Annotated in this window: 24 protein-coding genes and 1 tRNA gene; 17 read left to right on the forward strand and 8 right to left on the reverse strand. The window is 58.2% G+C overall.

What is annotated here, in order from left to right; all coding sequences use genetic code 11:
- Position 1: 1 nt before the first annotated feature.
- From ACYU7Z_RS11885 to ACYU7Z_RS11895, 3 genes are all read right to left on the reverse strand, one after another.
- Entirely contained in the window at positions 2–493 is a 492-nt protein-coding gene (locus ACYU7Z_RS11885; protein ID WP_460570715.1) for a hypothetical protein, read from the reverse strand.
- Between the two features lie 280 nt (positions 494–773).
- The gene (locus ACYU7Z_RS11890) at positions 774–1,250 is read right to left on the reverse strand and encodes a hypothetical protein (RefSeq protein ID WP_460570717.1); all 477 of its coding nucleotides are present in this window, start codon (positions 1,248–1,250) and stop codon (positions 774–776) included.
- Between the two features lie 142 nt (positions 1,251–1,392).
- Positions 1,393–1,465: transfer RNA gene (locus ACYU7Z_RS11895), tRNA-Phe, on the reverse strand.
- A 46-nt stretch (positions 1,466–1,511) separates the two neighbouring features.
- On the opposite strand from ACYU7Z_RS11895, the gene ACYU7Z_RS11900 reads away from it, so the two are divergent.
- Positions 1,512–1,745, forward strand: a complete 234-nt coding sequence (locus tag ACYU7Z_RS11900) for a hypothetical protein (protein WP_460570719.1) — start codon at positions 1,512–1,514, stop codon at positions 1,743–1,745.
- Positions 1,746–1,791: 46 nt separating this feature from the next.
- Positions 1,792–2,187 (forward strand): GxxExxY protein, encoded by a 396-nt coding sequence (locus ACYU7Z_RS11905; protein WP_460570721.1) that lies wholly within the window; start codon positions 1,792–1,794, stop codon positions 2,185–2,187.
- Positions 2,188–2,476: 289 nt separating this feature from the next.
- Here the strand turns inward: ACYU7Z_RS11905 and recQ are convergent, their stop codons facing one another.
- Positions 2,477–4,756, reverse strand: coding sequence for a RecQ family ATP-dependent DNA helicase (gene recQ / locus ACYU7Z_RS11910; protein ID WP_460570723.1), 2,280 nt, complete (start codon positions 4,754–4,756; stop codon positions 2,477–2,479).
- Between the two features lie 275 nt (positions 4,757–5,031).
- Here recQ and ACYU7Z_RS11915 point away from each other — a divergent pair, with 275 nt between their 5' ends.
- Both ACYU7Z_RS11915 and ACYU7Z_RS11920 read left to right on the forward strand, forming a co-directional pair.
- Positions 5,032–5,997 carry a KpsF/GutQ family sugar-phosphate isomerase gene (locus ACYU7Z_RS11915; RefSeq protein WP_460570725.1) on the forward strand — a complete coding sequence of 322 codons (966 nt, stop codon included), beginning with the start codon at positions 5,032–5,034 and terminating at the stop codon, positions 5,995–5,997.
- Between the two features lie 4 nt (positions 5,998–6,001).
- Complete coding sequence (locus ACYU7Z_RS11920; RefSeq protein ID WP_460570727.1) at positions 6,002–7,108, forward strand: mannose-1-phosphate guanylyltransferase; 1,107 nt, start codon at positions 6,002–6,004, stop codon at positions 7,106–7,108.
- A gap of 137 nt (positions 7,109–7,245) precedes the next feature.
- On the opposite strand, the gene ACYU7Z_RS11925 is transcribed toward ACYU7Z_RS11920, so the two are convergent.
- The gene (locus ACYU7Z_RS11925) at positions 7,246–7,956 is read right to left on the reverse strand and encodes a 3'-5' exonuclease (protein WP_460570730.1); all 711 of its coding nucleotides are present in this window, start codon (positions 7,954–7,956) and stop codon (positions 7,246–7,248) included.
- 252 nt (positions 7,957–8,208) lie between these two features.
- On the opposite strand from ACYU7Z_RS11925, the gene ACYU7Z_RS11930 reads away from it, so the two are divergent.
- From ACYU7Z_RS11930 to asnS, 4 genes are all read left to right on the forward strand, one after another.
- The gene (locus tag ACYU7Z_RS11930) at positions 8,209–8,595 is read left to right on the forward strand and encodes a RidA family protein (RefSeq protein WP_460570732.1); all 387 of its coding nucleotides are present in this window, start codon (positions 8,209–8,211) and stop codon (positions 8,593–8,595) included.
- Positions 8,596–8,757: 162 nt separating this feature from the next.
- A complete protein-coding gene (locus tag ACYU7Z_RS11935) occupies positions 8,758–9,909 on the forward strand; it encodes a pyridoxal phosphate-dependent aspartate aminotransferase family protein (protein ID WP_460570734.1) in 1,152 nt (383 codons plus the stop codon).
- A gap of 113 nt (positions 9,910–10,022) precedes the next feature.
- On the forward strand, positions 10,023–10,385 hold the full coding sequence (locus ACYU7Z_RS11940) for a four helix bundle protein (RefSeq protein ID WP_460570736.1): 363 nt from the start codon (positions 10,023–10,025) through the stop codon (positions 10,383–10,385).
- 72 nt (positions 10,386–10,457) lie between these two features.
- Positions 10,458–11,894 (forward strand): asparagine--tRNA ligase, encoded by a 1,437-nt coding sequence (asnS, locus tag ACYU7Z_RS11945; RefSeq protein ID WP_460570738.1) that lies wholly within the window; start codon positions 10,458–10,460, stop codon positions 11,892–11,894.
- A gap of 208 nt (positions 11,895–12,102) precedes the next feature.
- On the opposite strand, the gene ACYU7Z_RS11950 is transcribed toward asnS, so the two are convergent.
- Positions 12,103–12,267, reverse strand: coding sequence for a hypothetical protein (locus ACYU7Z_RS11950; protein WP_460570740.1), 165 nt, complete (start codon positions 12,265–12,267; stop codon positions 12,103–12,105).
- Between the two features lie 54 nt (positions 12,268–12,321).
- Complete coding sequence (locus tag ACYU7Z_RS11955) at positions 12,322–13,113, reverse strand: universal stress protein (RefSeq protein WP_460570741.1); 792 nt, start codon at positions 13,111–13,113, stop codon at positions 12,322–12,324.
- 105 nt (positions 13,114–13,218) lie between these two features.
- On the opposite strand from ACYU7Z_RS11955, the gene ACYU7Z_RS11960 reads away from it, so the two are divergent.
- From ACYU7Z_RS11960 to ACYU7Z_RS11980, 5 genes are all read left to right on the forward strand, one after another.
- Positions 13,219–13,743 carry an ExbD/TolR family protein gene (locus tag ACYU7Z_RS11960; RefSeq protein WP_460570742.1) on the forward strand — a complete coding sequence of 175 codons (525 nt, stop codon included), beginning with the start codon at positions 13,219–13,221 and terminating at the stop codon, positions 13,741–13,743.
- 93 nt (positions 13,744–13,836) lie between these two features.
- On the forward strand, positions 13,837–14,781 hold the full coding sequence (locus ACYU7Z_RS11965; protein WP_460570744.1) for an isopenicillin N synthase family dioxygenase: 945 nt from the start codon (positions 13,837–13,839) through the stop codon (positions 14,779–14,781).
- Between the two features lie 273 nt (positions 14,782–15,054).
- Positions 15,055–15,405, forward strand: a complete 351-nt coding sequence (locus tag ACYU7Z_RS11970; RefSeq protein ID WP_460570746.1) for a hypothetical protein — start codon at positions 15,055–15,057, stop codon at positions 15,403–15,405.
- 108 nt (positions 15,406–15,513) lie between these two features.
- Entirely contained in the window at positions 15,514–16,095 is a 582-nt protein-coding gene (locus tag ACYU7Z_RS11975; RefSeq protein ID WP_460570748.1) for a penicillin-binding protein activator LpoB, read from the forward strand.
- Positions 16,096–16,210: 115 nt separating this feature from the next.
- Positions 16,211–17,623: a COG3014 family protein gene (locus tag ACYU7Z_RS11980; RefSeq protein WP_460570750.1), complete on the forward strand. Its 1,413-nt coding sequence runs from the start codon at positions 16,211–16,213 to the stop codon at positions 17,621–17,623.
- Positions 17,624–17,661: 38 nt separating this feature from the next.
- Here the strand turns inward: ACYU7Z_RS11980 and ACYU7Z_RS11985 are convergent, their stop codons facing one another.
- Complete coding sequence (locus tag ACYU7Z_RS11985; RefSeq protein WP_460570752.1) at positions 17,662–18,360, reverse strand: hypothetical protein; 699 nt, start codon at positions 18,358–18,360, stop codon at positions 17,662–17,664.
- Between ACYU7Z_RS11985 and ACYU7Z_RS11990 the strand changes: the two genes are divergently transcribed.
- The 4 genes from ACYU7Z_RS11990 (at position 18,359) to ACYU7Z_RS12005 (ending at position 22,517) form a co-directional block, all read left to right on the forward strand.
- Positions 18,359–18,526, forward strand: coding sequence for a hypothetical protein (locus ACYU7Z_RS11990; RefSeq protein WP_460570754.1), 168 nt, complete (start codon positions 18,359–18,361; stop codon positions 18,524–18,526). The two genes, ACYU7Z_RS11985 and ACYU7Z_RS11990, sit on opposite strands and share 2 nt — an antisense overlap.
- 136 nt (positions 18,527–18,662) lie before the next feature.
- Positions 18,663–19,001, forward strand: a complete 339-nt coding sequence (locus ACYU7Z_RS11995; RefSeq protein WP_460570756.1) for a PadR family transcriptional regulator — start codon at positions 18,663–18,665, stop codon at positions 18,999–19,001.
- A 19-nt stretch (positions 19,002–19,020) separates the two neighbouring features.
- On the forward strand, positions 19,021–21,183 hold the full coding sequence (locus ACYU7Z_RS12000) for a PspC domain-containing protein (RefSeq protein ID WP_460570758.1): 2,163 nt from the start codon (positions 19,021–19,023) through the stop codon (positions 21,181–21,183).
- A 290-nt stretch (positions 21,184–21,473) separates the two neighbouring features.
- Entirely contained in the window at positions 21,474–22,517 is a 1,044-nt protein-coding gene (locus ACYU7Z_RS12005; RefSeq protein ID WP_460570760.1) for a WD40 repeat domain-containing protein, read from the forward strand.
- Positions 22,518–22,565 lie beyond the last annotated feature (48 nt).

The following is a 22,565-nucleotide window of genomic DNA, read 5'->3' on the forward strand; positions in this document are numbered from 1 at the left end:
ATTACGGGTGCCTCGGCGCCGTATAGCAAACCGGCTCGGCCGACGGGTCTTCTTCGTATAGCGTCACGGCGGCATCGCCCCATCCTTTTACGCCGGCGCGGAAGCCTTGCCGGTAATAAGTGGCATAGCGGCTGCAGCTGCCGGGGGCCACCTGGTATCCATCCTGCGTAAGCGCTTTCCAGAAGGCTTCTGTCGCACGCGAACCCGAGTCGCTGTACGAGATACAGCGATGCTTCCTGTTGCTGAAGACGTCGACCTCGCGGAGAATCCAGCCAAGCCGCTCGTCGCCGCGCGCGAAGTACATGCCGGGCTGCGGCTTCTCCGGGTGAACCGCCTTGAAGCCGCAGGCTACGAAGCAGCGCCGCACTGCAACGGAATCGTCCAGGCTCGTTTGCGCGAGCGCGATCAATCGTTCAGCGGTAAAGTCCTGCGGCTGCGGTGCCGTACCGAAAAGGCTGGCGAGGATGAGGCAGAGGGGCGAGTAGGGGACCATACAGTTGTATTTATACGGTGAAGCATAACGGCGCGGGGCGCGGGGAAATTGTGTATGCTTCTCTGTGATGCCTATTCGTGCCAAAGGCCTTGCGCGCGAAAGGAGTTTTCGAAACAGGAATAGCCAGCCAGCACAGCGGCAATTTCCTCGTCGCTGAAGGGGCGCGCTTCGTCGCCCCGGAGGTTGGCTTTCCGGAGAACCCGGTGTATGCCGTTCCGGTTTTCTTTCAACCGGGAAAGAAAGTAACGCAGCTCCCCGGCCTGTATCGAAATGAACACGCTCATCGTTTCCTGGTCATCGATCGCGTCGCAGCTTCCAAGGCCATCTTCTTCAACTCTTCCTGTCGTTCTTTCGAGATCGGACGCTCGGGCACCCAGCCGCGCATCGTGTTACTGTATCTGATAGCCCCGGTCAGGGGCATGTACGCCGACTTCCATTCGGTAAGCAGTGCCTCCAGCGTATCGCTCAGCCCGTCTAAATCCGGGTCGATCGCTGTAGTTGTCTCTATCGAAAAATCGTGTTGCAGTCTTGCGCTGTTGTTGATACCCGCCAGCGCCTCTGCGATCCACGCCGAGATGTACTCCCGCCTTTTCAGGTCGACGGCATTGAAGAGACCAAAGACAACAAGACGCGCAAACTGGATCGGGTAGCGGGCTCTTAACTCTTCGAACTGCTGCGCGCTGGCGAAGCTCTTATAGCCTTCAAGCACATAACGCTTTAGTGATTCCAGTTCGTCCGGTTGGCTCGCTGCGCTCATAAGTCTTGAACGCAGCAAGGGGGAGAACTATTGCAACCGGCAAAAAGAACCCGGTTTCGAGAATGGCCGAATCAGCCGGGCGAATCGGTGGCCTTTACATGCAAAACGCCCCGAACATTGCTGTCCGGGGCGTCTGTGTTTGTGGTGTGGGCCGGGATCGAACCGGCGACACATGGATTTTCAGTCCATTGCTCTACCAACTGAGCTACCGCACCTGTCCGCCGCAGCTTCAGCGAAGGCGGACCTTCCGAAGCGTGGGCTATGATTTCCGCAGAAGCGGAGCGCAAAAATAGGGATATCCACAGGAATTCCCCAAAGAAATTTCGAAAAAAATTGACGGCGCAGGTTCGCAAGCCCGCGGGCGGGCAACAAGCGCAACGGAAGGACGGCACGGCGACGCAACGCAACCGTAGCAACGCGCACGGCACACAATCCATCTCTTTTTTGTCAGGAAAAACCACACGCGGCGGTCCGAAAAAAAGCGGCGATTCCTGATTATTTACCCATACAAACGACTTTCGTTCAAAGGAGCTTTACAGCCATGAATTCCCAAATGGAAGCTGTTGCCGAGGCTATACTGGATGTTGCCTTTTACCTGCATAAAATGTACGGCCCTGGGCTGCTCGAAAGTGTCTGGGAGGACCTGATGGAATACGAGTTGAAAAAGCGTGGCTACCACGTTGCGCGACAAAAGCCCATACCGTTGGTCCACGAAAGCCTGAGACGGGAACGCGCCTTTCGGGCTGACCTGATCGTAGAACACTGCGTTCTGATAGAATTAAAATCACAGATCGATCTCAACAAAGACTTTTACAAAACGGTGATCACCTACCTGCGTCTTTCACGGCTTGAGCTGGGTCTCTTGCTCAATTTCGGTATGCCTTATCTGCGCGACGGTATTCGCCGCGTCGTCAACGACCACCGCATACCTCTATAACCCGCGATAATGAGCAACCGGGACCGGCGGCTAAGACCTTCCCAATGTCGCCAACGTCGTGCCTTCGTGCCGTCCTGCCGTCGCGAAGCGCCACCGGCGCAACGGGGCCGCCCTGGCGGCCTGGTGCACGACGACGCAAAGGCACGACGGCACGACGTTTACTCTAATGATAACCCATTGGGCGATGAATAATATCGTTGCGCCTTCCTGCCGTCGCGAAGCGCCACAGGCGCAAAAAAGCCGCCCCTCGGGCGGCTTTCCAACTCATTATTGATTACTAATTACTCATCTAGTTGCCGTACACGCTCAGGAACTTGATCCGCATGATTTTCAGCTGCTCCCAGGTGTAGTTGCCCTCGGAGAGCTCCTGCAGCGCCACGTCGAGCGAGCTCGTTTCGCAGCCCTTGAAGTACTCCAGGATGTCTTCCTGGTCGTAGTCGTCGAGCATATCGGTGATGGCGTAGTCGAGGTTGAGCTTCGTGCCCGAGGCGGCGATCGTCTCCATCTCCTCCAGCAGCGCGTCGAGACGCAGGCCGCGGTTCTTGGCGATGTTGTCGAGCGGGATCTTCTTATCCACCTGCTGGATGATGTGCACCTTGTTGGAGCTCTTGTTCACCACGCTCTTCATCACGAAGTCGTCGGGCTTCTCGATGTTGTTCTCCTCCACGTACTGGGCGATCATTTCGAGGAAAGGCTTGCCGTAGCGGATGGCCTTGCCCTTGCTCACGCCCTGGCAACGCTCCAGGTCCTGGGTCGTGGTTGGGAAGAAGGTGGCCATATCCTGCAGCGAGGTTTCGAGGAAGATCACGAAGGGCGGGAGGTTCTTGCGCTTCGACTCCTGCTGGCGCAGCTCCTTGAGCATGCCGAACAGGGCTTCATCGACCACGAGTGCCGGTGTGCTGTCGCTTCCGCCTTCGTCGTCGTCGGCGAGGGCATCTTCAAACTGGTTATTGAGAACGATCGTGAACGACTTCGGCTTCTTGATGAAGTCCTGACCGCGCTTGGTGATCTTCAGCACGCCGTACTCCTCGATGTCCTTCTGCAGGATGCCTTCGAGCAGCAGCTGGCGCACAAGCGAGTTCCAGAAATGCTCGGGCTGGTCTTTGCCGAGGCCGAACACGTCGAGGTTCTCGTGGCGGAACAGCTTGATCTGCTGCGTCAGCTCGCCGCGGATGATCTTGACCACGTATTCGGTGGCGAAGCGCTCGTCGAGCGTTGTGAGCGTTTTGAGGAGGCGTACGACGGCTTCTTTCGCCTCGATCGGCTCCTTGGGATGCTTGCAGTTGTCGCACTGGCCGCAGCCCTTGTTGCCGTATTCCTCGCCGAAGTAGGAGAGCAGCACCTTGCGGCGGCATACACCGCTCTCGGCAAAGGCCACCGTTTCGGCAATAAGCTGTGAGCCCACTTCGCGCTCGCTCAGCGGCTTGTCGCGCATGAGGTGCTCGAGCTTGCTCACGTCTTTGTGCGAGTAGTACAGGATACACTTTCCCTCGAGGCCGTCACGGCCGGCGCGGCCGGTTTCCTGGTAATAATTTTCGATCGACTTCGGGATGTTGTAGTGGATCACAAAGCGGATATCGGGCTTGTCGATGCCCATGCCGAAGGCGATGGTCGCCACGATCACCTGCACTTCCTCGTTCAGGAACTGGTCCTGGCGGTCGGCGCGGATCTTCGAGTCGATACCGGCGTGGTACGCCACAGCCTTGATGCTGTTTTGTGCCAGCAGGGCCGCGAGCTCCTCGGTGGTCTTGCGGTTGGTGGTATAAATGATGCCGCTCTTGCCTTTGTTCTGGCTGATAAAGCGGACGATGCTTTTGAGCGTGTCTTCCTTCTTCACCTTGGGCTGTACCTCGTAATAGAGGTTGGCGCGGTTGAAGGAGGAAAGGAAGATCTGCGGGTTGCGGAGGCCGAGGTTCTTGATGATGTCGCTCTGCACCTTGGGGGTAGCCGTTGCGGTGAGGGCGATGACGGGCGCCTCGGGCTTGATCTCGTCCATCATCTCGCGCAGGCGGCGGTATTCGGGGCGGAAGTCGTGGCCCCACTCCGAGATACAGTGGGCTTCGTCGACGGCGAAGAAGGATATGGTGAGGTCGCGGAAGAAGTCGAGGTTGTCCTGCTTGGTGAGCGTTTCGGGCGCCACGTAGAGCATCTTGGTGCGGCCAGCCTTCAGGTCGGCCTGAACCACCTTGATCTCTTTTTTGGTCAGCGTGGAGTTGAGGAAATGGGCCACCTCGTCTTTCGAGGCATAGGAGCGGACGAGGTCCACCTGGTTTTTCATCAGCGCGATGAGCGGGCTGACGATGATGCACACGCCGGGGAGGATGGAGGCGGGCAGCTGGTAGCAGAGGCTCTTGCCGCCGCCGGTGGGCATGATCACGAAGGTATCGTGGCCGCTCAGGAGGCTCTGGATGATGGCTTCCTGGTTGCCGCGAAAGCCGTCGAGACCAAATTGCTCCGAAAGGGCTGTATGAAGTTGGGCAGAGGTAAACGGGGAGGAGTGGGGTCTTTCGGTAGCTTCTGCAGCGAGGGTTCTCGCGGGCTTGTTCACTTTTTTCTTTACGGTACTCATGGGTTCCACACTATTGTTGTTCGCTTTAGGGGAGCGGGGTAATTCGATAAATACGTTGATCGGGCAACGGCAGGAGCGGCTTTCAGGGACGGATCTGTGCTATAAGGAAGGTAGCCAAAAAACCAGGACCAAGGTCGCCGTCGCAGGCTGTTTCTATAAGGTATGCGAATTTACAATGCAGTTGCATAAACAACCAATCAAAAAGGTTAAAATGCCGTTAACCGGCGACAATCGGTAACGTGTCCGGAAGGTTTAAAGCGATTATCTTTGCGGCCTTGAACCACTCCAGCTCCATATTGGAAGCCGCGCGCCGCACCATTGCCCTCGAGGCCGAATCGGTGCAGCAGCTTGGCCAACAACTCGACGGTATCGATGCCGTTATCACGAAGCTGGCCGCCTGCACGGGCCGCATCGTCGTTTCGGGCATCGGCAAAAGCGCCATCATCGCCCAGAAGATCGTGGCCACGCTCAACTCCACCGGCACGCCTTCGCTCTTTCTCCATGCTGCCGACGCCATCCACGGCGACCTTGGCATGGTGCAGCAGGACGATATCGTGATCATCATTTCCAAAAGCGGTGAAAGCCCCGAGATCCGGGTGCTCGTGCCGCTGATCCGCAACTTCGGCAACTGCGTTGTCGGCATGGTGGGTCATACCGAGTCATTCCTCGCCAAGAATTGCGACTACGTGCTCAATACCACGGTGGCGCAGGAGGCGTGTCCCAACAACCTGGCTCCCACCACGTCGACGACGGCGCAGCTCGTAATGGGCGATGTGCTGGCGATCTGCCTGATGGAGCAGCGCGGGTTCCAGGTGGCCGACTTCGCAAAATTCCACCCCGGCGGGGCCCTCGGCAAAAAGCTGTACCTCCGTGTGGGCGACCTCAGCGGGCTTCATGAAAAGCCGCAGGTAACCACCACCCAATCGATCAAGGAAGTGATCATCGAGATCAGCGCGAAGCGCCTCGGGATGACAGCCGTGCTCAATAACGCCGGCGGGCTGGCCGGTGTGATCACCGACGGCGACCTGCGCCGCATGCTCGAAAAAGCGTCGACACTGGAGCATATCCAGGCCGGCCACATCATGAGCGAACACCCCAAGACCATCGAGGCCGGCGAGCTTGCCGTCAACGCGCTCGACCTTATGCGCCAAAACAACATTACCACCCTGTTGGTGCTCGACGAAGGCAAATATGCCGGCGTCATTCACCTGCACGACCTGATCCGCGAGGGTCTGCTTTGAGATTATGAACGCATTTATCCGCTCCCAGATCAACGATCATACCTACGTAGCGATAATGGCCGGCGGCATTGGCTCGCGCTTCTGGCCCGTCAGCCGCACCGACTACCCGAAGCAGTTTCTCGACATCCTCGGAACAGGACGCACGCTGATCCAGCAAACGCTCGACCGCTTCCGCGACATCGTGCCCACCGAGAACATCTTCGTGGTCACTTCCAACGATTATATGGATCTCGTGGCCGAGCAGCTCCCCGAGCTTCCGAAGGCCAATATCATCGGTGAGCCGTACCGAAAGAACACGGCGCCCTGCATCGCCTATATCTCCTTCAAGCTGCAGCAGATCGACCCGAATGCGTCGCTCATCGTAGCACCGGCCGACCACCTCATTCTCGACCAGGAGAACTTCCTCGACGTGTGCGCCAAGGGACTTTCCTTCGCCAATCATTTCAACTCGCTGGTGACGATCGGTATCAAGCCGACCTATCCCAACACCGGCTACGGGTATATCCAGTACGAGATGGCCGAAGTGGCGCCGCAGATCAACAAGGTGAAGACGTTTACGGAGAAGCCCAACCTGGAGCTTGCGCAGGCCTTCGTGAGCAGCGGCGAGTTTCTCTGGAACGCCGGCATTTTCGTGTGGCGTGTCGACCGCATCATCGATGCCTTCCGCCGCTGGCTTCCCGAGATGTACGAGCTCTTCGCCGCCGAGCAGGCAGCCTTCCAGACCGAGAACGAAAAAGCGGTGATCGAAACGATCTACCCGCAGTGCACCAATATCTCCATCGACTTCGGCGTGATGGAAAAAGCCGATAACGTGTATGTCATCCCCGCCTCCTTCGGCTGGAGCGACCTTGGCACCTGGAACTCCGCCTGGGAGAACATGGAAAAGGATTACCTGGAGAACGCCGTCGTGGGCAACCAGGTGATGGTGATCGACGCGCAGCGCTGCGTGGTGCACGCCCCCGACAACAAGCTGGTACTGCTCCAGGGCCTCGACAATTTCATCGTGGTGGATACGAAAGACGTGCTGCTCATTTGCCAGAAGGACAAGGAGCAGGAGATCAAGGAGTATGTGGCCGAGGTGAAAAGAAACCACGGGGATCAGTACCTGTAGCGCCGCAAGCGGCGGAGAGAAAGAGCAGGTTCGCCTGCGGCGAACACGCGGATCTACTACGATTAGTTATGATTTGCTGAGGCGCTTAGCTACATCCGCGTCAATCATAAAAATCATAAGACATCTGCGTTCTTTCTCTACCCGAGAATGATCCTATCTTCTGCAAGCAGCTCCTCACAATGATACCGCAGCAACACCTGCGCGACCGTGGCCACATCTTTCTGGCAATATTGTCGGATGCGCGCGATGTCGCCTTCCTTCCAGTATACGGGTCCCACCATGCTGCCGTCGATATCGTCTTTGGGTGAGGGTACGCCAAGTGCCGCGGCCATCAGTGCCAGCGACGTATAGCTTTTATAATCACCGAACTTCCAGAGCTCCATCGTATCGAGGTGGCGTACTTCCCAGGGCTTGCGGCCGGCGATGAGCAGCGGCTCGGGAATCGGAATCCCATTGATGATAAAGCGGCGGCAGAGATAGGGATAGTCGAACTCCTTGCCGTTGTGAGCGCAGAGGTAGCGGTCGGCGGCCGACCATTGCCGCCGCAGCAGGTCGCCGAAGCGCCGGAGCAGGTCGGTTTCGTCATCGCCCGCGAGCGCGTCGATGCGCAGGCGGCGGCTGCCTGCCGGGCCCTCGAGGCTGCCGAACGCAATACAAACGATCTTCCCGAACTCGGCGTAAATGCCGGCGCGCTCATATAGCGATTCGGGCGTGGCGGCGCTGTTGCTGCGCCCGATAACAGCAGCTTTCGCATCCCACAGCGCGCGCCAGGTCTCGGGCAGCCCGTTGTAGTCGGCGTACTGCGGCACTGTTTCGATATCGAGGAAAAGTATATTGGAGAAGTTCATGCGGAGGCGCTTCAAAAGGCGCACCTAAAGGTCGCGCGGGTGGCAGAAGTCGCCAAGGGAATTTCCCCGGGATTTTGTGAGGGGAAAAACAACGGAGGGAGAGGAGGATTACTTGAGCAAATGATTACATGAGTACATGAATGAAGCGGGGAATGCTCCTAACAACGTTCCTCTGCCCTCAAGTAATCATGTACTCAAGTAATCAAGTAATCTCCCTTCGCCCTCACCCCTCTTCCTTCTTACTTTTAACCTATGACCAGAACGCTTTTTTCTTCCGGCGCTCCCTGGGAGCGGGTTGTAGGCTACAGCCGCGCGGTGCGCGTGGGCAACGTTGTTGAAGTATCGGGTACCGTCGCTGCCGACGAGCAGGGCGTGCTTATCGGCGAGGGCGACCTGTACCTGCAAACGAGCTACATCCTGAAAAAGATCGAGGCGGTGCTGCTGCAGGCCGGCGCCACGCTGCAGCACGTTGTTCGCACGCGGATGTTCGTAACCGACATTGCCCGCTGGGAAGAAGCCGCGCGGGCCCATGGTGAGGTGTTTGCCGAAATCCGCCCCTGCACCACGATGGTGGAAGTGAGCCGCCTTATCGGCGAAGGGCAGCTGATCGAGATCGAGGCGACGGCGGTCGTTGAATAACGAATATCGCTTTGTGTGGCTAACGTCATTGCGAGCGAAGCGAAGCAATCTCACCCGGGGTTGACACCGGGGCCTTGTTTAGCATCAGAGCCAGTTCGAAGAGATTGCTTCGCTTCACTTCGTTGCGCTCGCAATGACGGTTCCAATTGTACATTTGGCAACATGTCTTCCGTACACATAACCTCCAAGCTCCCCAACGTCGGCACCACGATCTTCACCGTTATGAGCGCGCTGGCCGCGGAGCACAAGGCCATCAACCTGGGCCAGGGCTTTCCCGACTATCCCATGAGCGCCGAGCTCGTGCGCCTTGTCGACGAAGCGATGCGCGCCGGCCACAACCAGTACGTGCACATGAGCGGCTATGGCCCGCTGCGGGAGGCGCTTGCCGAGAAGATCCGGTATTTATACGGTGCGGACCTGAACCCCGATAGCGAGATAACCGTGACGCCCGGTGCGAGCTATGCGCTCTTCACGGCGCTGGCCACGGTGCTGCAGCCGGGCGACGAGGTGATTCTGTTCGAGCCGGCCTACGACTGCTATATACCGCAAATAGAACTGATGGGCGCGAAGGCCGTTACGGTGAACCTCGTGTTCCCCGACTACCGCATCGACTGGAATGCTGTTCGCGCGAAGATCACGAGCCGCACGCGTGCCATCGTAGTCAACACGCCGCACAATCCCACAGGCGCCGTGCTTACCAAAGAAGATATGGGCGAGCTCGAGGCCATCGTGCGCGACTCGCAGATCGTCGTCATCGCCGACGAGGTGTACGAGCACCTGATCTTCGACGGGCTGCCCCACGAAAGCGTACTCAAATATCCGGGTCTCCGCGAGCGCAGCTTTGCCATCTACTCCTTTGGAAAAGTATACAACTGCACCGGCTGGAAGATCGGCTACTGTATCGCCCCGGCGCCACTGATGGCCGAGTTCCGGAAGATCCACCAGTTCAGCGCCTTCACCTGCGATACGCCGAAGCAGGTGGCACTCGCTGCCTTTCTGAAAGACCGCAGCCACTACCTCGGGCTCGGCGCGGAGCTGCAAAAAAAGCGCGACCGCTTCCAGGAGCTTATGGCGGCGACCCGTTTCCGCGCCCTGCCCAGCCACGGGTCCTACTTCCAGATCTACGCCTACGACGCCATCAGCTCCGAAAGCGAAAAGGACTTCGCGGTGCGGCTAACCAAAGAGGCCGGCGTCGCCACGATCCCCGTCTCTTCCTTCTACCGCAACCCCGTCGACAACGGCGTCCTGCGCTTTTGTTTTTCCAAAAAAGAAGAAACGCTGGAAGCCGCGGTGGAAAGGCTAAGAATGTGGTGATATGGTAATGTGGTGATGTGGTAATAAGCGATGGGAAAAATACCTGGAAAAGCCGGGTAAAATAACATGGATAAGCCGCAGGCCATTTCGAGTTTTGCCCGAAAATGCGTGACTTGTCACCTTACCAGCCAGGAAACCCATTGCTGAATCTTTCCTTCGATTTCGCAGTATCTATCATTCGCTACTGCCGGGAGCTTCGCGACATCCGTGAGTTCGAGATGTCGACACAACTTTTTAAAAGCGGCACATCGATCCACGCGCAGGTGCGCGAGGCCCAACGGCCCGAAAGCCGGGCCGACTTCGTACACAAATTAAAAATTGGACAAAAGGAAGCCAGTGAAACCGAGGGCTGGCTGTTTATGTGCCTCTATGCGCCTGGTTTCCCGCCTCCGAACCAACTTTTGGAAGATCTCGTGCCCATTCAAAAGCTTCTGACCTCAAGCATCGATACAGCTACCCAAAACCGGCGAAAATGAGTGGAGATCGTGTATCTCGAACGGGATTACCACATTACCACATCACAACATTACCCCATTATCTTTGCGGCTATGTTCAACAAACGGATCCGCATCAAGGAAGTGCTGGGCACCGAGCCGCAGCAGCAGGAAATAACGGTTATGGGGTGGGTACGCACCTTTCGCAACAACCAGTTTGTAGCCCTCAACGACGGATCAACGAATAATAACCTGCAGGTGGTGCTGACCCTCGGCGAGTTCGACGAGGCCCTGCTGAAGCGCATCACCACATCGGCATCGCTGAAAGTAACCGGCACGCTCATCCCTTCGCTGGGAAAGGGCCAGAAGGTGGAGCTCAAGGCGGCGACTGTAGAAATACTGGGCGACTCCGACCCGGAGAAATACCCGCTGCAGCCGAAGAAGCACTCCCTCGAGTTTCTCCGCGAGATCGCGCACCTGCGCTTTCGCACCAACACCTTCGGCTCCGTATTCCGCATCCGCCACGCGCTTGCCTTTGCCGTGCATAAATTCTTCAACGAAAAAGGATTTCTCTACCTCCATACGCCCATCATCACCGCCTCCGATGCCGAAGGCGCGGGCGAGATGTTCCGGGTAACGACACTGCCGATGGACGGCGCGCCGACCACCGACGACGGCAAGATCGACTACAGCCAGGATTTCTTCGGGCGCTCCACCAACCTCACTGTGAGCGGACAGCTCGAAGGAGAGCTGGGTGCTACCGCCTTTGGTGAGATCTATACCTTCGGGCCGACGTTCCGCGCCGAGAATTCCAACACGGCGCGTCACCTCGCGGAGTTCTGGATGATCGAGCCGGAGATGGCCTTCTACGATATCGAGGACAATGCCGACCTCGCCGAGGAGTTCATCCAGTACCTCATTCGCTACGTGATGGAGCACAATGCCGAGGACCTCGAGTTCCTGCGCCAGCGCCTGCTCGAAGAAGAGAAGGCAAAGCCCCAGGCGGAGCGCTCCGAGCTCGACCTGCTGCAGAAACTGCAGTTCGTGGTCGACAATAAGTTCGAGCGCGTCACCTACACCGAGGCCATCGACATCCTGCTGCAGTCGCCGCACTACAAGAAGAAGAAATTCCAGTACGACGTGAAGTGGGGCATCGACATGCAGAGCGAGCACGAGCGCTACCTCGTGGAGAAGCATTTCAAGAAGCCCGTGGTGGTGACCAACTACCCGAAAGACATCAAGTCGTTCTACATGCGCCTCAACGATGACGGCAAGACCGTTGCCGCCATGGATATCCTGGCACCGGGCATCGGCGAGATCGTAGGCGGCTCGCAGCGCGAGGAGCGCCTTGACGTGCTCGAAGCACGGATGAAAGAAATGGGCGTGCCCGCCGAAGACCTCTGGTGGTTCCTCGACACGCGCCGATACGGCACCGTGCCGCATGCCGGCTTCGGCCTCGGCTTCGAGCGTATGGTGCAGTTCGTTACCGGCATGGGTAACATCCGCGACGTCATCGCCTTCCCCCGCACGCCGAAGAATGCAGAATTCTGAGTCCTTGTCGAAGGCGTGCCGCACGCCGAAGAACGCAGAATTCTAAGGAGGAAAAGTGAAAGAAGGGTCGGAACCGCGAAGAAAGAAGAGAATAAGGTTTTCGCGAAGAGATATGAAAACGTCCCGCATCAGGTGGGACGTTTTTTATTGCATCATCCTTAGCGTACCAACTTCTTTTCTTATTCTCTTCGCGGTGAAAAAACCTTTTTTACTTCTCTGCCTTGAAATACGCTGAGTACTCCTCCTTCGCCATTGTCAGGTCGATGCGGCGGGGCGACTTGCCGGGCTCAAAGAAATAAATACCCCAGGGCTCGGGGAGCGTATCGAGCCGAACGAGGAAGGCGCCGGCAGCGGCTAAGAGGATCGTTCTCATGCAGGCTTTTTACTCCTGCAAGAACGGGAAAAAGGCACAAACGTCCGTGCGGCACTACTCGCCCGGCATCACCAGCACGGGCAGCGGCATTTCCGACACGAGCGATGGCGTGTGGCGGTGGCTGAACAGGCGGTTCCACAGCGAATGGTGATGCGGCAGCACCACCATCAGGTCGGTGGGATGTTGCTGCAGGTAGGCGAGGAGGCCCGAGGTTACATTCTCGGCCAGCACGGTACACTGCTCACCGCCCACGGGTCCAAGGTCGGGGAAGGGCGGCTGCTCGGCCTGCGCCGGGCGCACATGCACCACGTCGAGGAGGGCGTGGAGCTCGCTCATAAGTGTCGTGATGCGGGTTTGCTGCCCGGGACCGATCGGGGCGCCGTCGAAGGCCAACACGGCCCGCATCCAGCCCGTACCCGAAAAGCCGGCGGGCACCATCAGCAGCGGCACCTCCGATTTGCGCACGATGCGAAGTCCTTCGCTGAACCAGCTGTCGGCCCCCGGGCGCTCGTGGGTGCCCAGCACCATCAGGAAGGGGTCGAGCTCGTTGCAGTAACGCGACAGCTCGATAGCCACATCGGCTGCGGGCCGTTTGATGAACTCGGCGTCGACGCGCGGGTATTCGCGCTTCAGCTCGCGCTCCATCATCGCCAGGCTTTCCGAAGCGCCGTGCTCGATCGACTCGATGGCAGCCGGCAGCACGAGCGGCTCGCCGCTGGTAAGCGGCCAGGTATAGGCGTGGATGACGCGGAGCGGGCAGTTGCGGAAGATGGCAAGGCGGGCCGCGAAGCGAAGTGCGTTCTGCGACGCTGCGGAAAAGTCGGTGGCGGCGATTATCGGTTGCATGAGGCGCAGTTTAGTACAACTAAAGTAGCGTCGCTTCCCGCCGAAAAGGAGAGCGGCGGTTATGGAAGAACCTGATCCTGCTCATCTCAGTGTAAAACCAGAACCATGGCAAGTATCGACAGCGCTGCCCTCGGCAGCAAGCGCACGGCGCACGCCGCTCCCCGGATCGACATGACCCCGATGGTCGACCTCGGCTTCCTGCTCATCACATTCTTCATCTTTACGACCAGCATGACCGACAACCGGGCCATGCAGCTCATCATGCCCGCCGACGGCGACGGCGCGAAAACGATGCAGTCGGCCACGCTCTCGGTGCTGCTCGACAGCAACCGCGTGTTTGCCTACCGCGGATTGTGGGAGGAGGCGAAGGCGGGCGGCCGCGTGCGGGCGACGAGTCTCAACACCTACACCGGCGTCGGCGCTTCCATCCGCGCGCTGCAACAGGACCTCCGCGCTCACGGCCGCCACGACTCCGACCTGGTGCTCCTCATCAAGCCCTCGGCCCGCGCGGGTTATAGGCAATTGGTCGATGCCCTCGATGAGGTGCTCATCTACCGCGTGAGGCGCTATGCCGTCGTGGAGCCGGAGGCAGCGGAGCGCGCCTACCTGGAAACGCAGGATGGGCGATAGCCCGTGAACGGTTCTCTGTGCAACAAAAGTTATCCACAGCTTGTGGATATCCGCACGGAATGGTACTTTTGGCCGAGTAAACAATTCAGCCATATGACAATTCCCGTTGTTGATCTCGCCGAGTTTCTGAGCGGCGATGAAGCGAAAAAGCAAAAGTTCGTTCAGGAAATCGGAAAGGCCTATGAAGAGGTAGGCTTTGTGGCCGTCAAGAACCACGGTGTTCCCGACGAGCTCATCGCCGACCTGTACAAGTATGTGCAGCAATTTTTTGCGCTGCCTACCGAAACGAAGCTCCAGTATGAGAAGCCCGAGCTGGCCGGCCAGCGCGGCTATACGTCGTTTGGCCGCGAGCATGCCAAAGGCTTTGATGCCCCCGATCTGAAAGAGTTCTTCCAGTACGGCCAGACGATCTCCGACGGCGAAGACGTAGGTGAGTACTATCCCGGGAACGTAACGGTGGACGAGGTACCTCAGTTCACACCGACGCTTGAGAATGCCTACCGCCATTTTGAAAAGAGTGGCACCTCGCTGCTCCAGGCCCTCGCCATCTTCCTCGACCTCGACGAGCATTATTTCGACCAATACGTGCACAACGGCAACTCCATCCTGCGCGCCATTCACTACCCCCCGATCAACTCGGAGCCCAAGAGCGCCATCCGCGCCGAGCAGCACGAAGACATCAACCTCATTACCCTGCTAGTGGGCGCCTCGGCCGACGGCCTGCAGATCCTCACGAAGCAAAACGAGTGGGTGGGCGTTACCTCGCTGCCCGAGCAGATCGTGGTGAACGTGGGCGACATGCTCCAGCGCTTCTCCAACAACCGCCTCCGCTCCACCACGCACCGCGTAGTGAACCCGCCGCGTGAGTTGTGGGGCACGAGCCGCTTCTCGATCCCCTTCTTCCTGCACCCGAAGAGCTCCATGAGCCTCGCCTGCCTGGAAAGCTGTATCGATGAGCAGCACCCGAAGGCCTACGAAGACATCACCGCCGGTGAATACCTCGATGAGCGTCTCCGCGAGATCGGTCTCAAGAAATAAACGAACCGCAAAATGAAAAGCCTCCCAACGGGAGGCTTTTTTTGTAACTAAGCAGCGGGGCACAGCGCCGATCCGGCTTTGATCTCCCAACCTTCAAAACCTTCAAAACCTCCAAAACCCTCAGAACCCTTCAAAACCTTCTCTCGCCGTCTTCTTGTACTTCCTTTAACAGCGATTGGTGTAACGCTTGCGGCGTTTGGTTCGTTTTAACGGAGACTTAACCCTTGGGGAATCTACTTTAGTGTCAGTAAAAGAAAATAAAACCCAAAACTCATGAACAGACTTTTACTCGTATTGCTTGCGTCGGCCCCGGCCTTTGCTGCTTCGGCGCAGTCGGTGCCCGATCAGAATCCCAACTTCGCGGTAAGCCGCGACAAGTATCTCAAGGTGGCCGACTCGGTAACGCGCTGGCACAGTACCACGATGCAGAACACTTACAAGGCATACGACTGGTATGAGGCCCGCGAGGAGCGCCGCAGCGCCCGCCGCGAAAACCGACAGGCCGTGCGACTGGTCCGCGCCCAACGCTCCCGCTGGAATTACAATCCCTATTACGACTCTTACAACAGCTCGTATTACTACGGCACCCCGTACCGCTGTGGCTACAGCCGACGCTGGTGGTAGGGAGTTCGGCTGCGCCCACACTGGCAGAAAAAATGTCCCTCCTGCTTGCAGGATGACTCCCGGTTCACAAGACTTTATCCATTTAAAAAACATTCAACAGAACTAACTATGAAAAAAGTTTTACTCTACGGATCCTTCCTTGCGCTGCCTTTCGTTTTCAGCTGCGCCCGCCAGGTAACCCGCGTGTCGCCCGATGAGCAGATCGATATCAGCGGCCGTTGGAACAACACCGACTCCCGTCTTGTATCGGAGCAGATCACGGCCGACGTACTCTCCTCGTCGTGGCTCGGCAACCACCTGCAGGCCAAAGGCCAGAAGCCCGTGGTGATCGTGGGCTTTGTGGACAACAAGAGCCACGAGCACATCGACGCCGAGACCTTCATCAAGGACATGGAGCAGTCGTTCATCAAAACCGAAAAAGTGCGCCTCGTTCAGGGTGGCAAGAAGCGCGAAGAGCTCCGCGGCGAGCGCGCCGACCAGCAAACGAACGCATCGCAAAGCACGATGAAGAAATTCGGGCTTGAGAACGGCGCCGACTACATTCTCCAGGGATCGATCAACTCCATCGTTGACGCCCACAAGAAGAAGAAAGAAGTATACTACCAGGTAAACCTCGAGCTCACCAACCTCGAAACCAACGAGGTCGTCTGGATCGGCGAGAAGAAGATCGCCAAGATGGTAAAAAATTAAATCTTTTTATCGCGGATCGAAGGATCTCGGATCTGCTTAGAATAGATCCGAGATCGCCAGATCCGAGATACCTGGATCTACACCCCACTGCTTCATGAAACAACGACTTCCACATATGATCCGGTTTGCCCCGGTATTGCTTGCCGTTTGGCTGGCTTCCTGCGCCAGCTACAACCAGCAGGTGAGCAGCTACTACGGGCATTACCGCGAGGGTGAGTACGAGAAGGCTTCGGCCGCGCTCGACCACAGCAAGCTGCTTTCGAAGCGGCGCAACCACCTGCTTTTCCTCCTCGAGAAAGGGAGGATGGAGCACCTGCTTCATCACTACGATGCGTCGAACCGCTACTTCAACGAAGCAGACAACCTGATGGAAGACGGCGGTACGAGCATCGGCGACGTGGCGCTCTCCACGCTCCTCAACCCCATGATGGAGACCTATCGCGGCGAGGACTTCGAGAAATACATGGTGCACTATTATAAGGCGCTCAACTACCTCCTCCTCGACCAGCCCGGCGAGGCGCTCGTGGAAGCCCGCCGCATCAGCCTCCGCACCTACGCGCAGGAAGACGTGCGCGCGGAGGGCAAGTATGCGCAGGATGCCTTTTCGTTTATGCTGCAAGGGCTTATCTACGAAAAGAACAAGGACCTCAACAACGCCTTTATTGCCTACCGCAATGCCGTTGACCTCTACCTGAAAAACGGCGGCTCCTACTACGGTGTGTCGATGCCGCTGCAGTTGAAGAAAGACCTGCTGCGTACCGCCGATGCCATGGGCTTCGAAGACCAGCTCCTTTATTACCAGCGCGAGCTGGGCTATACCCTGCAGCCCGAAGACCGTGCGGAAGGTCCCGAGCTCGTTCTTTTCTGGGAAACCGGGAGCGCACCGGTGAAAGAGGAAGAGGACATCATGTTCTTCCTGAGCAAGGATGGCGGCAACTTCTTCTTCACCAGCAGCAACGGCAACCTCCGCGTGCCCTTCGATCGCTCGATGGGTTCGGTGGATGAAGACCGCCTGGCCAACCTGACGGCGATCCGTGCAGCGCTCCCGCGCTACGAGCTGCAGGCCTGTGCCTGGCGCTCGGCCGAAGTGCAGACCGACAGCAGCACCCGCGCCGCTTTCGAGCCCGCCCAGAACATCAACGACCTGGCCCAGCTGACCCTTCGCGAGCGCCGCCTCCGCGACCTGTCGAAGACCCTTACACGCATCGCCCTTGGCAAGCTCGCCGAGCTGGCCGCTACGCCGAAGGACAAGCCGAAGGATAAAGAGGAAACGGAAGAGGAAAAAAAGAAGCGCCGCAACCAGGAGCTTCTTGCCGCCGGTATCAAGATCTTCAACTTCGCGAGGGAAAAAGCCGACACGCGCAACTGGCAAAGCCTTCCCGGTAACATCTATTACACCCGCATTCCGCTCAAGCCGGGCGCACAAACGGTCAAAGTATCCGTGAAAGGCAGCGGCGGCGAAAAAGTGTACGAGCTCCCGCTCAACGCGGGGGCGGGATTAACCTTCCGCAACCTTTGTACTTTATAAAGAAAGACCCCGCGATCGCGGGGTCTTTTGTTTATCGGTTATTCCTCGTGCATTTGCTGGTAGAACTCACGGCGCATTTTTTCGGACCGCCGTACCGGGTCGCTCTCCTCTTCGAGCTGCTGCATCGCCCGATCCAGGAAGAACTGGTATCGGTTGATCTCGTAGTATTCAAAATCTTCCGGGCTTTCTCCCTTCACCTGCGCAGGCGGGGTGGACAGGATAAAGAGACGCGCGTCGCTGTGCGCGCTGATATAGGCGAGCTTGCCCGGCATTAAGGGCAGGGCGTTGCTGCGGCCATTCTGCAATCGCTCGGTCGATTTCCGTTGGTCCTGCCGTTCCTGCGCGCGGGCACTGCGCGCCGTCATGGAGTCGATCGTGGGGTTGCCCGTATGCGTGGGCCGCATGCCGACAGCACTGATGGAACCGGCGCGGCGGTAGGTTGCGGGCACGCTCATCAGGGTGTCGTCGAGGAGATTGATCACGTATTGGCCCGCTTCGGGGAGCTCGTAGTTCCAGGTTTGCCCGCCTTCGGATAGGTGCAGGGACCCGCCAGGCACCGTTACTTCCTTGGATACCTCGTACAGACCCGGGTCGGAAAGCAGTACCCGGGTGCCCGAGTCGGAGGGCTGCACCTGCAGCTTCGTATAGTTGCTGATGATATGAACCCGGCGCTCGCTGGAGGAGCAGGCGCTGAAAAGCACCATAATAAGTAGGGGTAGAAGGTAACGGCTGGCCATGCCACAAGTTATCTCTTCTGTTGAGCGCCGCAAGCCATTTGTGCTTTTCCGAGGCGGTAAGAGCCAGCCAATGCTTACCGCTCATTCGGCCTTTTTGCGCATTCATCCAACTCCTGAAAAGGCTCTCTTTCAAACACACACTGATAATCAGCGTTTTACATTGTGACACTATCCGGCACCAGCAATTACCTTAAAAAAACTAGTAGTATGTGTTACATAGTACCAAATAATCTCTTAGCTTTGTAGTGTCAACGAAATTGAATCACCGTTCTCCGAAACACGGAGGACTCAAAAAGAGCCCCATGAACATAGAAAATACGCAGAGCCAGATGCGCAAGGGGATCCTGGAGTTTTGCATTCTTTCCATCATCCGCCGCGGGGAGGCCTACCCAAGCGACATTGTGGAAGAGATGAAAGCAGCCCAGCTGCACATCCTGGAAGGCACGCTCTACCCGCTACTGACCCGCCTCAAAAACGCCGAAATGCTCACCTACCGCTGGGTGGAATCCTCCTCCGGTCCGCCGCGGAAGTATTTCTCGCTCACTGCCAAAGGGGAAACCTTTTACCAGGAGCTCGAGCAAACCTGGCAGGAACTCTCCAACGCCGTCAACACACTGACAGCTGCTCAAAAAAATCTCTAAACTTCAACCACGCATCATCATGAAAAAGATTATCAACATAAACCTGTCGGGCCGGGTGATCCCCATCGAGGACGCCGCCTACGAAAGCCTGCAGCGTTACATCGAGAGCCTGCGCCGCTATTTCGCAGCCGAAGAGGGGCGTGATGAGATCATCAACGACATCGAAAGCCGGATTGCCGAGCTGATGAGCGATAAGGTGAAAAAAGGCGCTGCCGCCGTTACCGAAGAAGACATGGAGACCATCATCAACACGATGGGCCGTGTCGAGGACTTCGAGGAAGTGGAAGCTGCCGCCGATACCGCCAACGCCGGCGCCGGTGCTTCTGCCGCCGCCCCCGACGAAAGCGCCTTTACCCGGATCACGGGCCGCCGCCCCCGCGGCCGACTTTACCGCAATACGAGCGACCGCTTCCTGGCGGGTGTCTGCTCGGGCCTCGCTAATTATTTCGACATCGACCCCACCATTGTTCGCATCATCTTCCTGGTACTCGCCTTTGGCGGCGGCGCCAGCATATTCGTCTACATCCTGCTGTGGATCTTCGTTCCGAAGAAGCTGCTGATGCCCTCGCCGGCGAAGCGCTTCTTCCGCAACCCCGACGAGCGCATCCTCGGTGGTGTAGCCGGTGGCATCGCCGCCTACTTCAAGTGGGATGTATGGACCGTGCGCCTCGTGTTCCTCGCGCCCTTCCTCCTCAACCTGCTGCTGGGTATCCTGAACGCGATCTTCTCGTTCCACAGCGGCCGCACCATCCCCGAATTCCTGTTCGGCTCCTTCACCTTCACCTTCTTCCTCACCTACGTGGTGCTCTGGATCATCCTGCCCCTCGCCATCTCTCCTTTTGAAAAGATGGAGATGCGCGGTGAGAACGTAGACGTAAAGCGCATCCGCGAGAACGTCAAAACTGAAATGGAAAACTTCCGCGCCGAGACCGATACGCTGGCCGAAGAAGTGAAAGCTTCCACCAAGGCCTTCGCGGCACGCGCTTCCGAATATGCGCAGCCCGTGGCCTCGCACGCCGGCAATGTGCTGGTTACCATCCTCAAGGTGATCGTTCTCCTCTTCGCCGGCTTCCTCGCGCTGATGTTCTTTGTAGCGCTTACCGCGCTCATCTTCACCGGCGTTGGTGATATCCTCAACAACTTCATCCTCGAAGGACGCGCCCAGAAAGTACTTGGCTGGGGCGGACTGCTTCTCCTCTTCGGTGTGCCCTTTGTAGCACTCGTTACCTGGCTGATCCGCCGCGTGATGAAAGTGCGCAGCAGCAACCGCTACCTCGGCTGGGTGTTTGGCGGCCTGTGGCTCATCGGCATACTGATGTCGGTAGCCTTCGCAGCCTCCATGGCCCGCAGCTTCCAGTATGCCGGCCGGGTGACCGAGAACGTTGAAGCGGCAACCGTACGCAACCGCATGATCGTTCGGGTAACGCAGCCGATGATCGAATACAGTGGCTATTACAGCTTCCTCAACCCCGATAACGGCGACGGCTTCGACATCAACAACGACAGCATGAAGCTTTCGAACGTGCGCATCCAGGTGGAAAAAAGCCTCGACTCGCAATACCATGTGGTTGTGGAGAAGCGCAGCCTCGGCGGCAGCCGCAGCATCGCACAACTGCGCGCCCAGCGCCTCGAGTACCTCACGCAGGTACAGGATTCCTTCCTCAACCTCGGCAACGGCTACGCCATCGGCCGCGCCCAGAAATGGCGCAACCAGCACATCGTGGTACGCATCCAGGTGCCGGTGGGCAGGAAGCTCCGCTTCGAGGAAAGTGTGAGCGAGCGACTCAATGGCCGCCAGGTGCACATCGATGTACACGGCGACCGCCGCTGGCGCCGCAACTGGGAGAGCGACTGGGATGATGACTACGGCAACAACACAGACTCCTGGAAGTCAAACATCGACTACGTTATGAGCCCCGATGGTGAGCTGGTAGACCCGAATGCTCCGAAAGACACAGATGCCACGGGCACGCCCGAAGCGCCTGAAAACAGCAAGCCGGGCATCTATGAATACCACCGCCGCAGCGGCGACAGCGTGCAGCCGCGCTCAACGACGCCCGCTGCCCCGCAAAGCCCCGCCAACAATGCGCCCGCAGCACCCGGAACAGAGCCGGAGCCCGAAGCGCGTGTTAACTATACGCCTACGCCCATGCTGGCAACCTTATCGCTCGTAGCATCCTGACGTGAGGCAGTGAGCGGGTGAAGGGTGAGCAACATTAGGAAAAACTCACCGCTCACCTGCTCACCGCGCACGCCTATACCTCGGTTGAAGTTGTCCTGCAACACAGGATACCTCCAGGGCCTTCAATTCTTTGCGGGCCCTTTTTTTATGATGTCTGATGTCTGATGTCGGATGTCGGATGTTGGGGGAAGGTTTCGTTGGCGTTTCGCAATGCTCAAATCAGCCAGCCCCGATCCGATATTCAAATTCTTCTGCCCTGCGGGCGGATTCAAACACACTAAAACTTCCTTATGAACAGAAAGCGTTGGGGCCTGCTGGGCCTCCTGGCAGCGCTCATTGCCCTTGTAGCAGGCGCCCGATACGGATGCAGCGCACCGAAAAAGATCGAGTCCGGACTTTACAACATCAACCGTATATATACGGGTTCTCGGGCGGAGATATGGACAGCCCGCTTCGGGCCGGGCGATACGCTGATCGCCGCCGCCTGTGTGGACAGCAGCCTCCGCGTGTGGCACCGCGATGGTCGTTTGCTCGGCACGCTTCGTACACTCGCGGGTCTTACCTGCGCTGCCTGGAGCCCCGACGGCACGCGGCTCGCAGCGACGGCTTATGACGGCGCCGTGTACCTCTGGTCCTGGCCCGAAGCTCGCCTGCTGCAGCGCTTTCCCACCCATACGGGCACGGCCTGGACGCTGCGCTTCAGTCCCGACGGCATGCTGGTGGCGTCGGCCGGCGAGGATGCGACGATCGTCCTTCGCTCGGTGCAAAGCGGTACGGTGCAACGAAGCCTCCGCGGGCATCGCCTCAACGTATGGGATATCGCCTTCAGCCCCGATGGCCGCACCCTTGCTTCCGGCTCTTTCGATAGCCATATGTGCCTCTGGAATGTAGCCGACGGCAGGCTGCTGCGCACCTTCAGCGGGCATTCCGAGGCTGTCGTTGCGCTGGCCTTCAGCCCCAACGGACGGCTGCTCGCCACCTGCAGCGACGACAAGACGGTGCAGGTGCAGGAAACGGGCAGCGGGCGCGTGCTGCAAACGCTGCGCACACCCGAGCACCAGCAGGGGCTGTCCTTCAGTCCCGACGGAAGGCGCCTGCTCACCTGCGGACGCGATAAGAATATGATGGGCGAGCTGGTCCAGAATTTCTTCGGCGACGAGACCAGTAATAAAGGTGTGTCGGCCCGGCTCTGGGACATCGAAAGCGGCCAGATCCTCCAAACGTTCAGCGCGCATGCCAACGATGCGAACGATGTCGATTTCAGCTCCGACGGAAAGTGGTTCGTGAGCGCCGGCGCGGATAAGAAAGTAATCCTGTGGAAGGCAAAAGATTAGCCATTGCGAGGAGCGCGGCCCTGAAGACGATGGCCTGCGAAGCAATCC

This window comes from Flaviaestuariibacter terrae, assembly GCF_054777635.1.

What these genes read in the sequence shown, in the direction of transcription:
- ACYU7Z_RS11965 (WP_460570744.1), top strand. Translation starts at nt 13,837, where the DNA reads ATGACAATTCCCGTTGTTGATCTCGCCGAGTTTCTGAGCGGCGATGAA.
- ACYU7Z_RS11955 (WP_460570741.1), bottom strand. Translation starts at nt 13,113, where the DNA reads ATGCAACCGATAATCGCCGCCACCGACTTTTCCGCAGCGTCGCAGAAC.
- ACYU7Z_RS11905 (WP_460570721.1), top strand. Translation starts at nt 1,792, where the DNA reads ATGAATTCCCAAATGGAAGCTGTTGCCGAGGCTATACTGGATGTTGCC.
- ACYU7Z_RS12005 (WP_460570760.1), top strand. Translation starts at nt 21,474, where the DNA reads ATGAACAGAAAGCGTTGGGGCCTGCTGGGCCTCCTGGCAGCGCTCATT.
- ACYU7Z_RS11885 (WP_460570715.1), bottom strand. Translation starts at nt 493, where the DNA reads ATGGTCCCCTACTCGCCCCTCTGCCTCATCCTCGCCAGCCTTTTCGGT.
- ACYU7Z_RS11960 (WP_460570742.1), top strand. Translation starts at nt 13,219, where the DNA reads ATGGCAAGTATCGACAGCGCTGCCCTCGGCAGCAAGCGCACGGCGCAC.
- ACYU7Z_RS12000 (WP_460570758.1), top strand. Translation starts at nt 19,021, where the DNA reads ATGAAAAAGATTATCAACATAAACCTGTCGGGCCGGGTGATCCCCATC.
- ACYU7Z_RS11900 (WP_460570719.1), top strand. Translation starts at nt 1,512, where the DNA reads ATGATTTCCGCAGAAGCGGAGCGCAAAAATAGGGATATCCACAGGAAT.
- ACYU7Z_RS11925 (WP_460570730.1), bottom strand. Translation starts at nt 7,956, where the DNA reads ATGAACTTCTCCAATATACTTTTCCTCGATATCGAAACAGTGCCGCAG.
- ACYU7Z_RS11995 (WP_460570756.1), top strand. Translation starts at nt 18,663, where the DNA reads ATGAACATAGAAAATACGCAGAGCCAGATGCGCAAGGGGATCCTGGAG.
- recQ (WP_460570723.1), bottom strand. Translation starts at nt 4,756, where the DNA reads ATGAGTACCGTAAAGAAAAAAGTGAACAAGCCCGCGAGAACCCTCGCT.
- ACYU7Z_RS11985 (WP_460570752.1), bottom strand. Translation starts at nt 18,360, where the DNA reads ATGGCCAGCCGTTACCTTCTACCCCTACTTATTATGGTGCTTTTCAGC.
- ACYU7Z_RS11950 (WP_460570740.1), bottom strand. Translation starts at nt 12,267, where the DNA reads ATGAGAACGATCCTCTTAGCCGCTGCCGGCGCCTTCCTCGTTCGGCTC.
- ACYU7Z_RS11930 (WP_460570732.1), top strand. Translation starts at nt 8,209, where the DNA reads ATGACCAGAACGCTTTTTTCTTCCGGCGCTCCCTGGGAGCGGGTTGTA.
- ACYU7Z_RS11970 (WP_460570746.1), top strand. Translation starts at nt 15,055, where the DNA reads ATGAACAGACTTTTACTCGTATTGCTTGCGTCGGCCCCGGCCTTTGCT.
- ACYU7Z_RS11890 (WP_460570717.1), bottom strand. Translation starts at nt 1,250, where the DNA reads ATGAGCGCAGCGAGCCAACCGGACGAACTGGAATCACTAAAGCGTTAT.
- ACYU7Z_RS11990 (WP_460570754.1), top strand. Translation starts at nt 18,359, where the DNA reads ATGCCACAAGTTATCTCTTCTGTTGAGCGCCGCAAGCCATTTGTGCTT.
- ACYU7Z_RS11980 (WP_460570750.1), top strand. Translation starts at nt 16,211, where the DNA reads ATGATCCGGTTTGCCCCGGTATTGCTTGCCGTTTGGCTGGCTTCCTGC.
- ACYU7Z_RS11975 (WP_460570748.1), top strand. Translation starts at nt 15,514, where the DNA reads ATGAAAAAAGTTTTACTCTACGGATCCTTCCTTGCGCTGCCTTTCGTT.
- ACYU7Z_RS11920 (WP_460570727.1), top strand. Translation starts at nt 6,002, where the DNA reads ATGAACGCATTTATCCGCTCCCAGATCAACGATCATACCTACGTAGCG.
- asnS (WP_460570738.1), top strand. Translation starts at nt 10,458, where the DNA reads ATGTTCAACAAACGGATCCGCATCAAGGAAGTGCTGGGCACCGAGCCG.
- ACYU7Z_RS11935 (WP_460570734.1), top strand. Translation starts at nt 8,758, where the DNA reads ATGTCTTCCGTACACATAACCTCCAAGCTCCCCAACGTCGGCACCACG.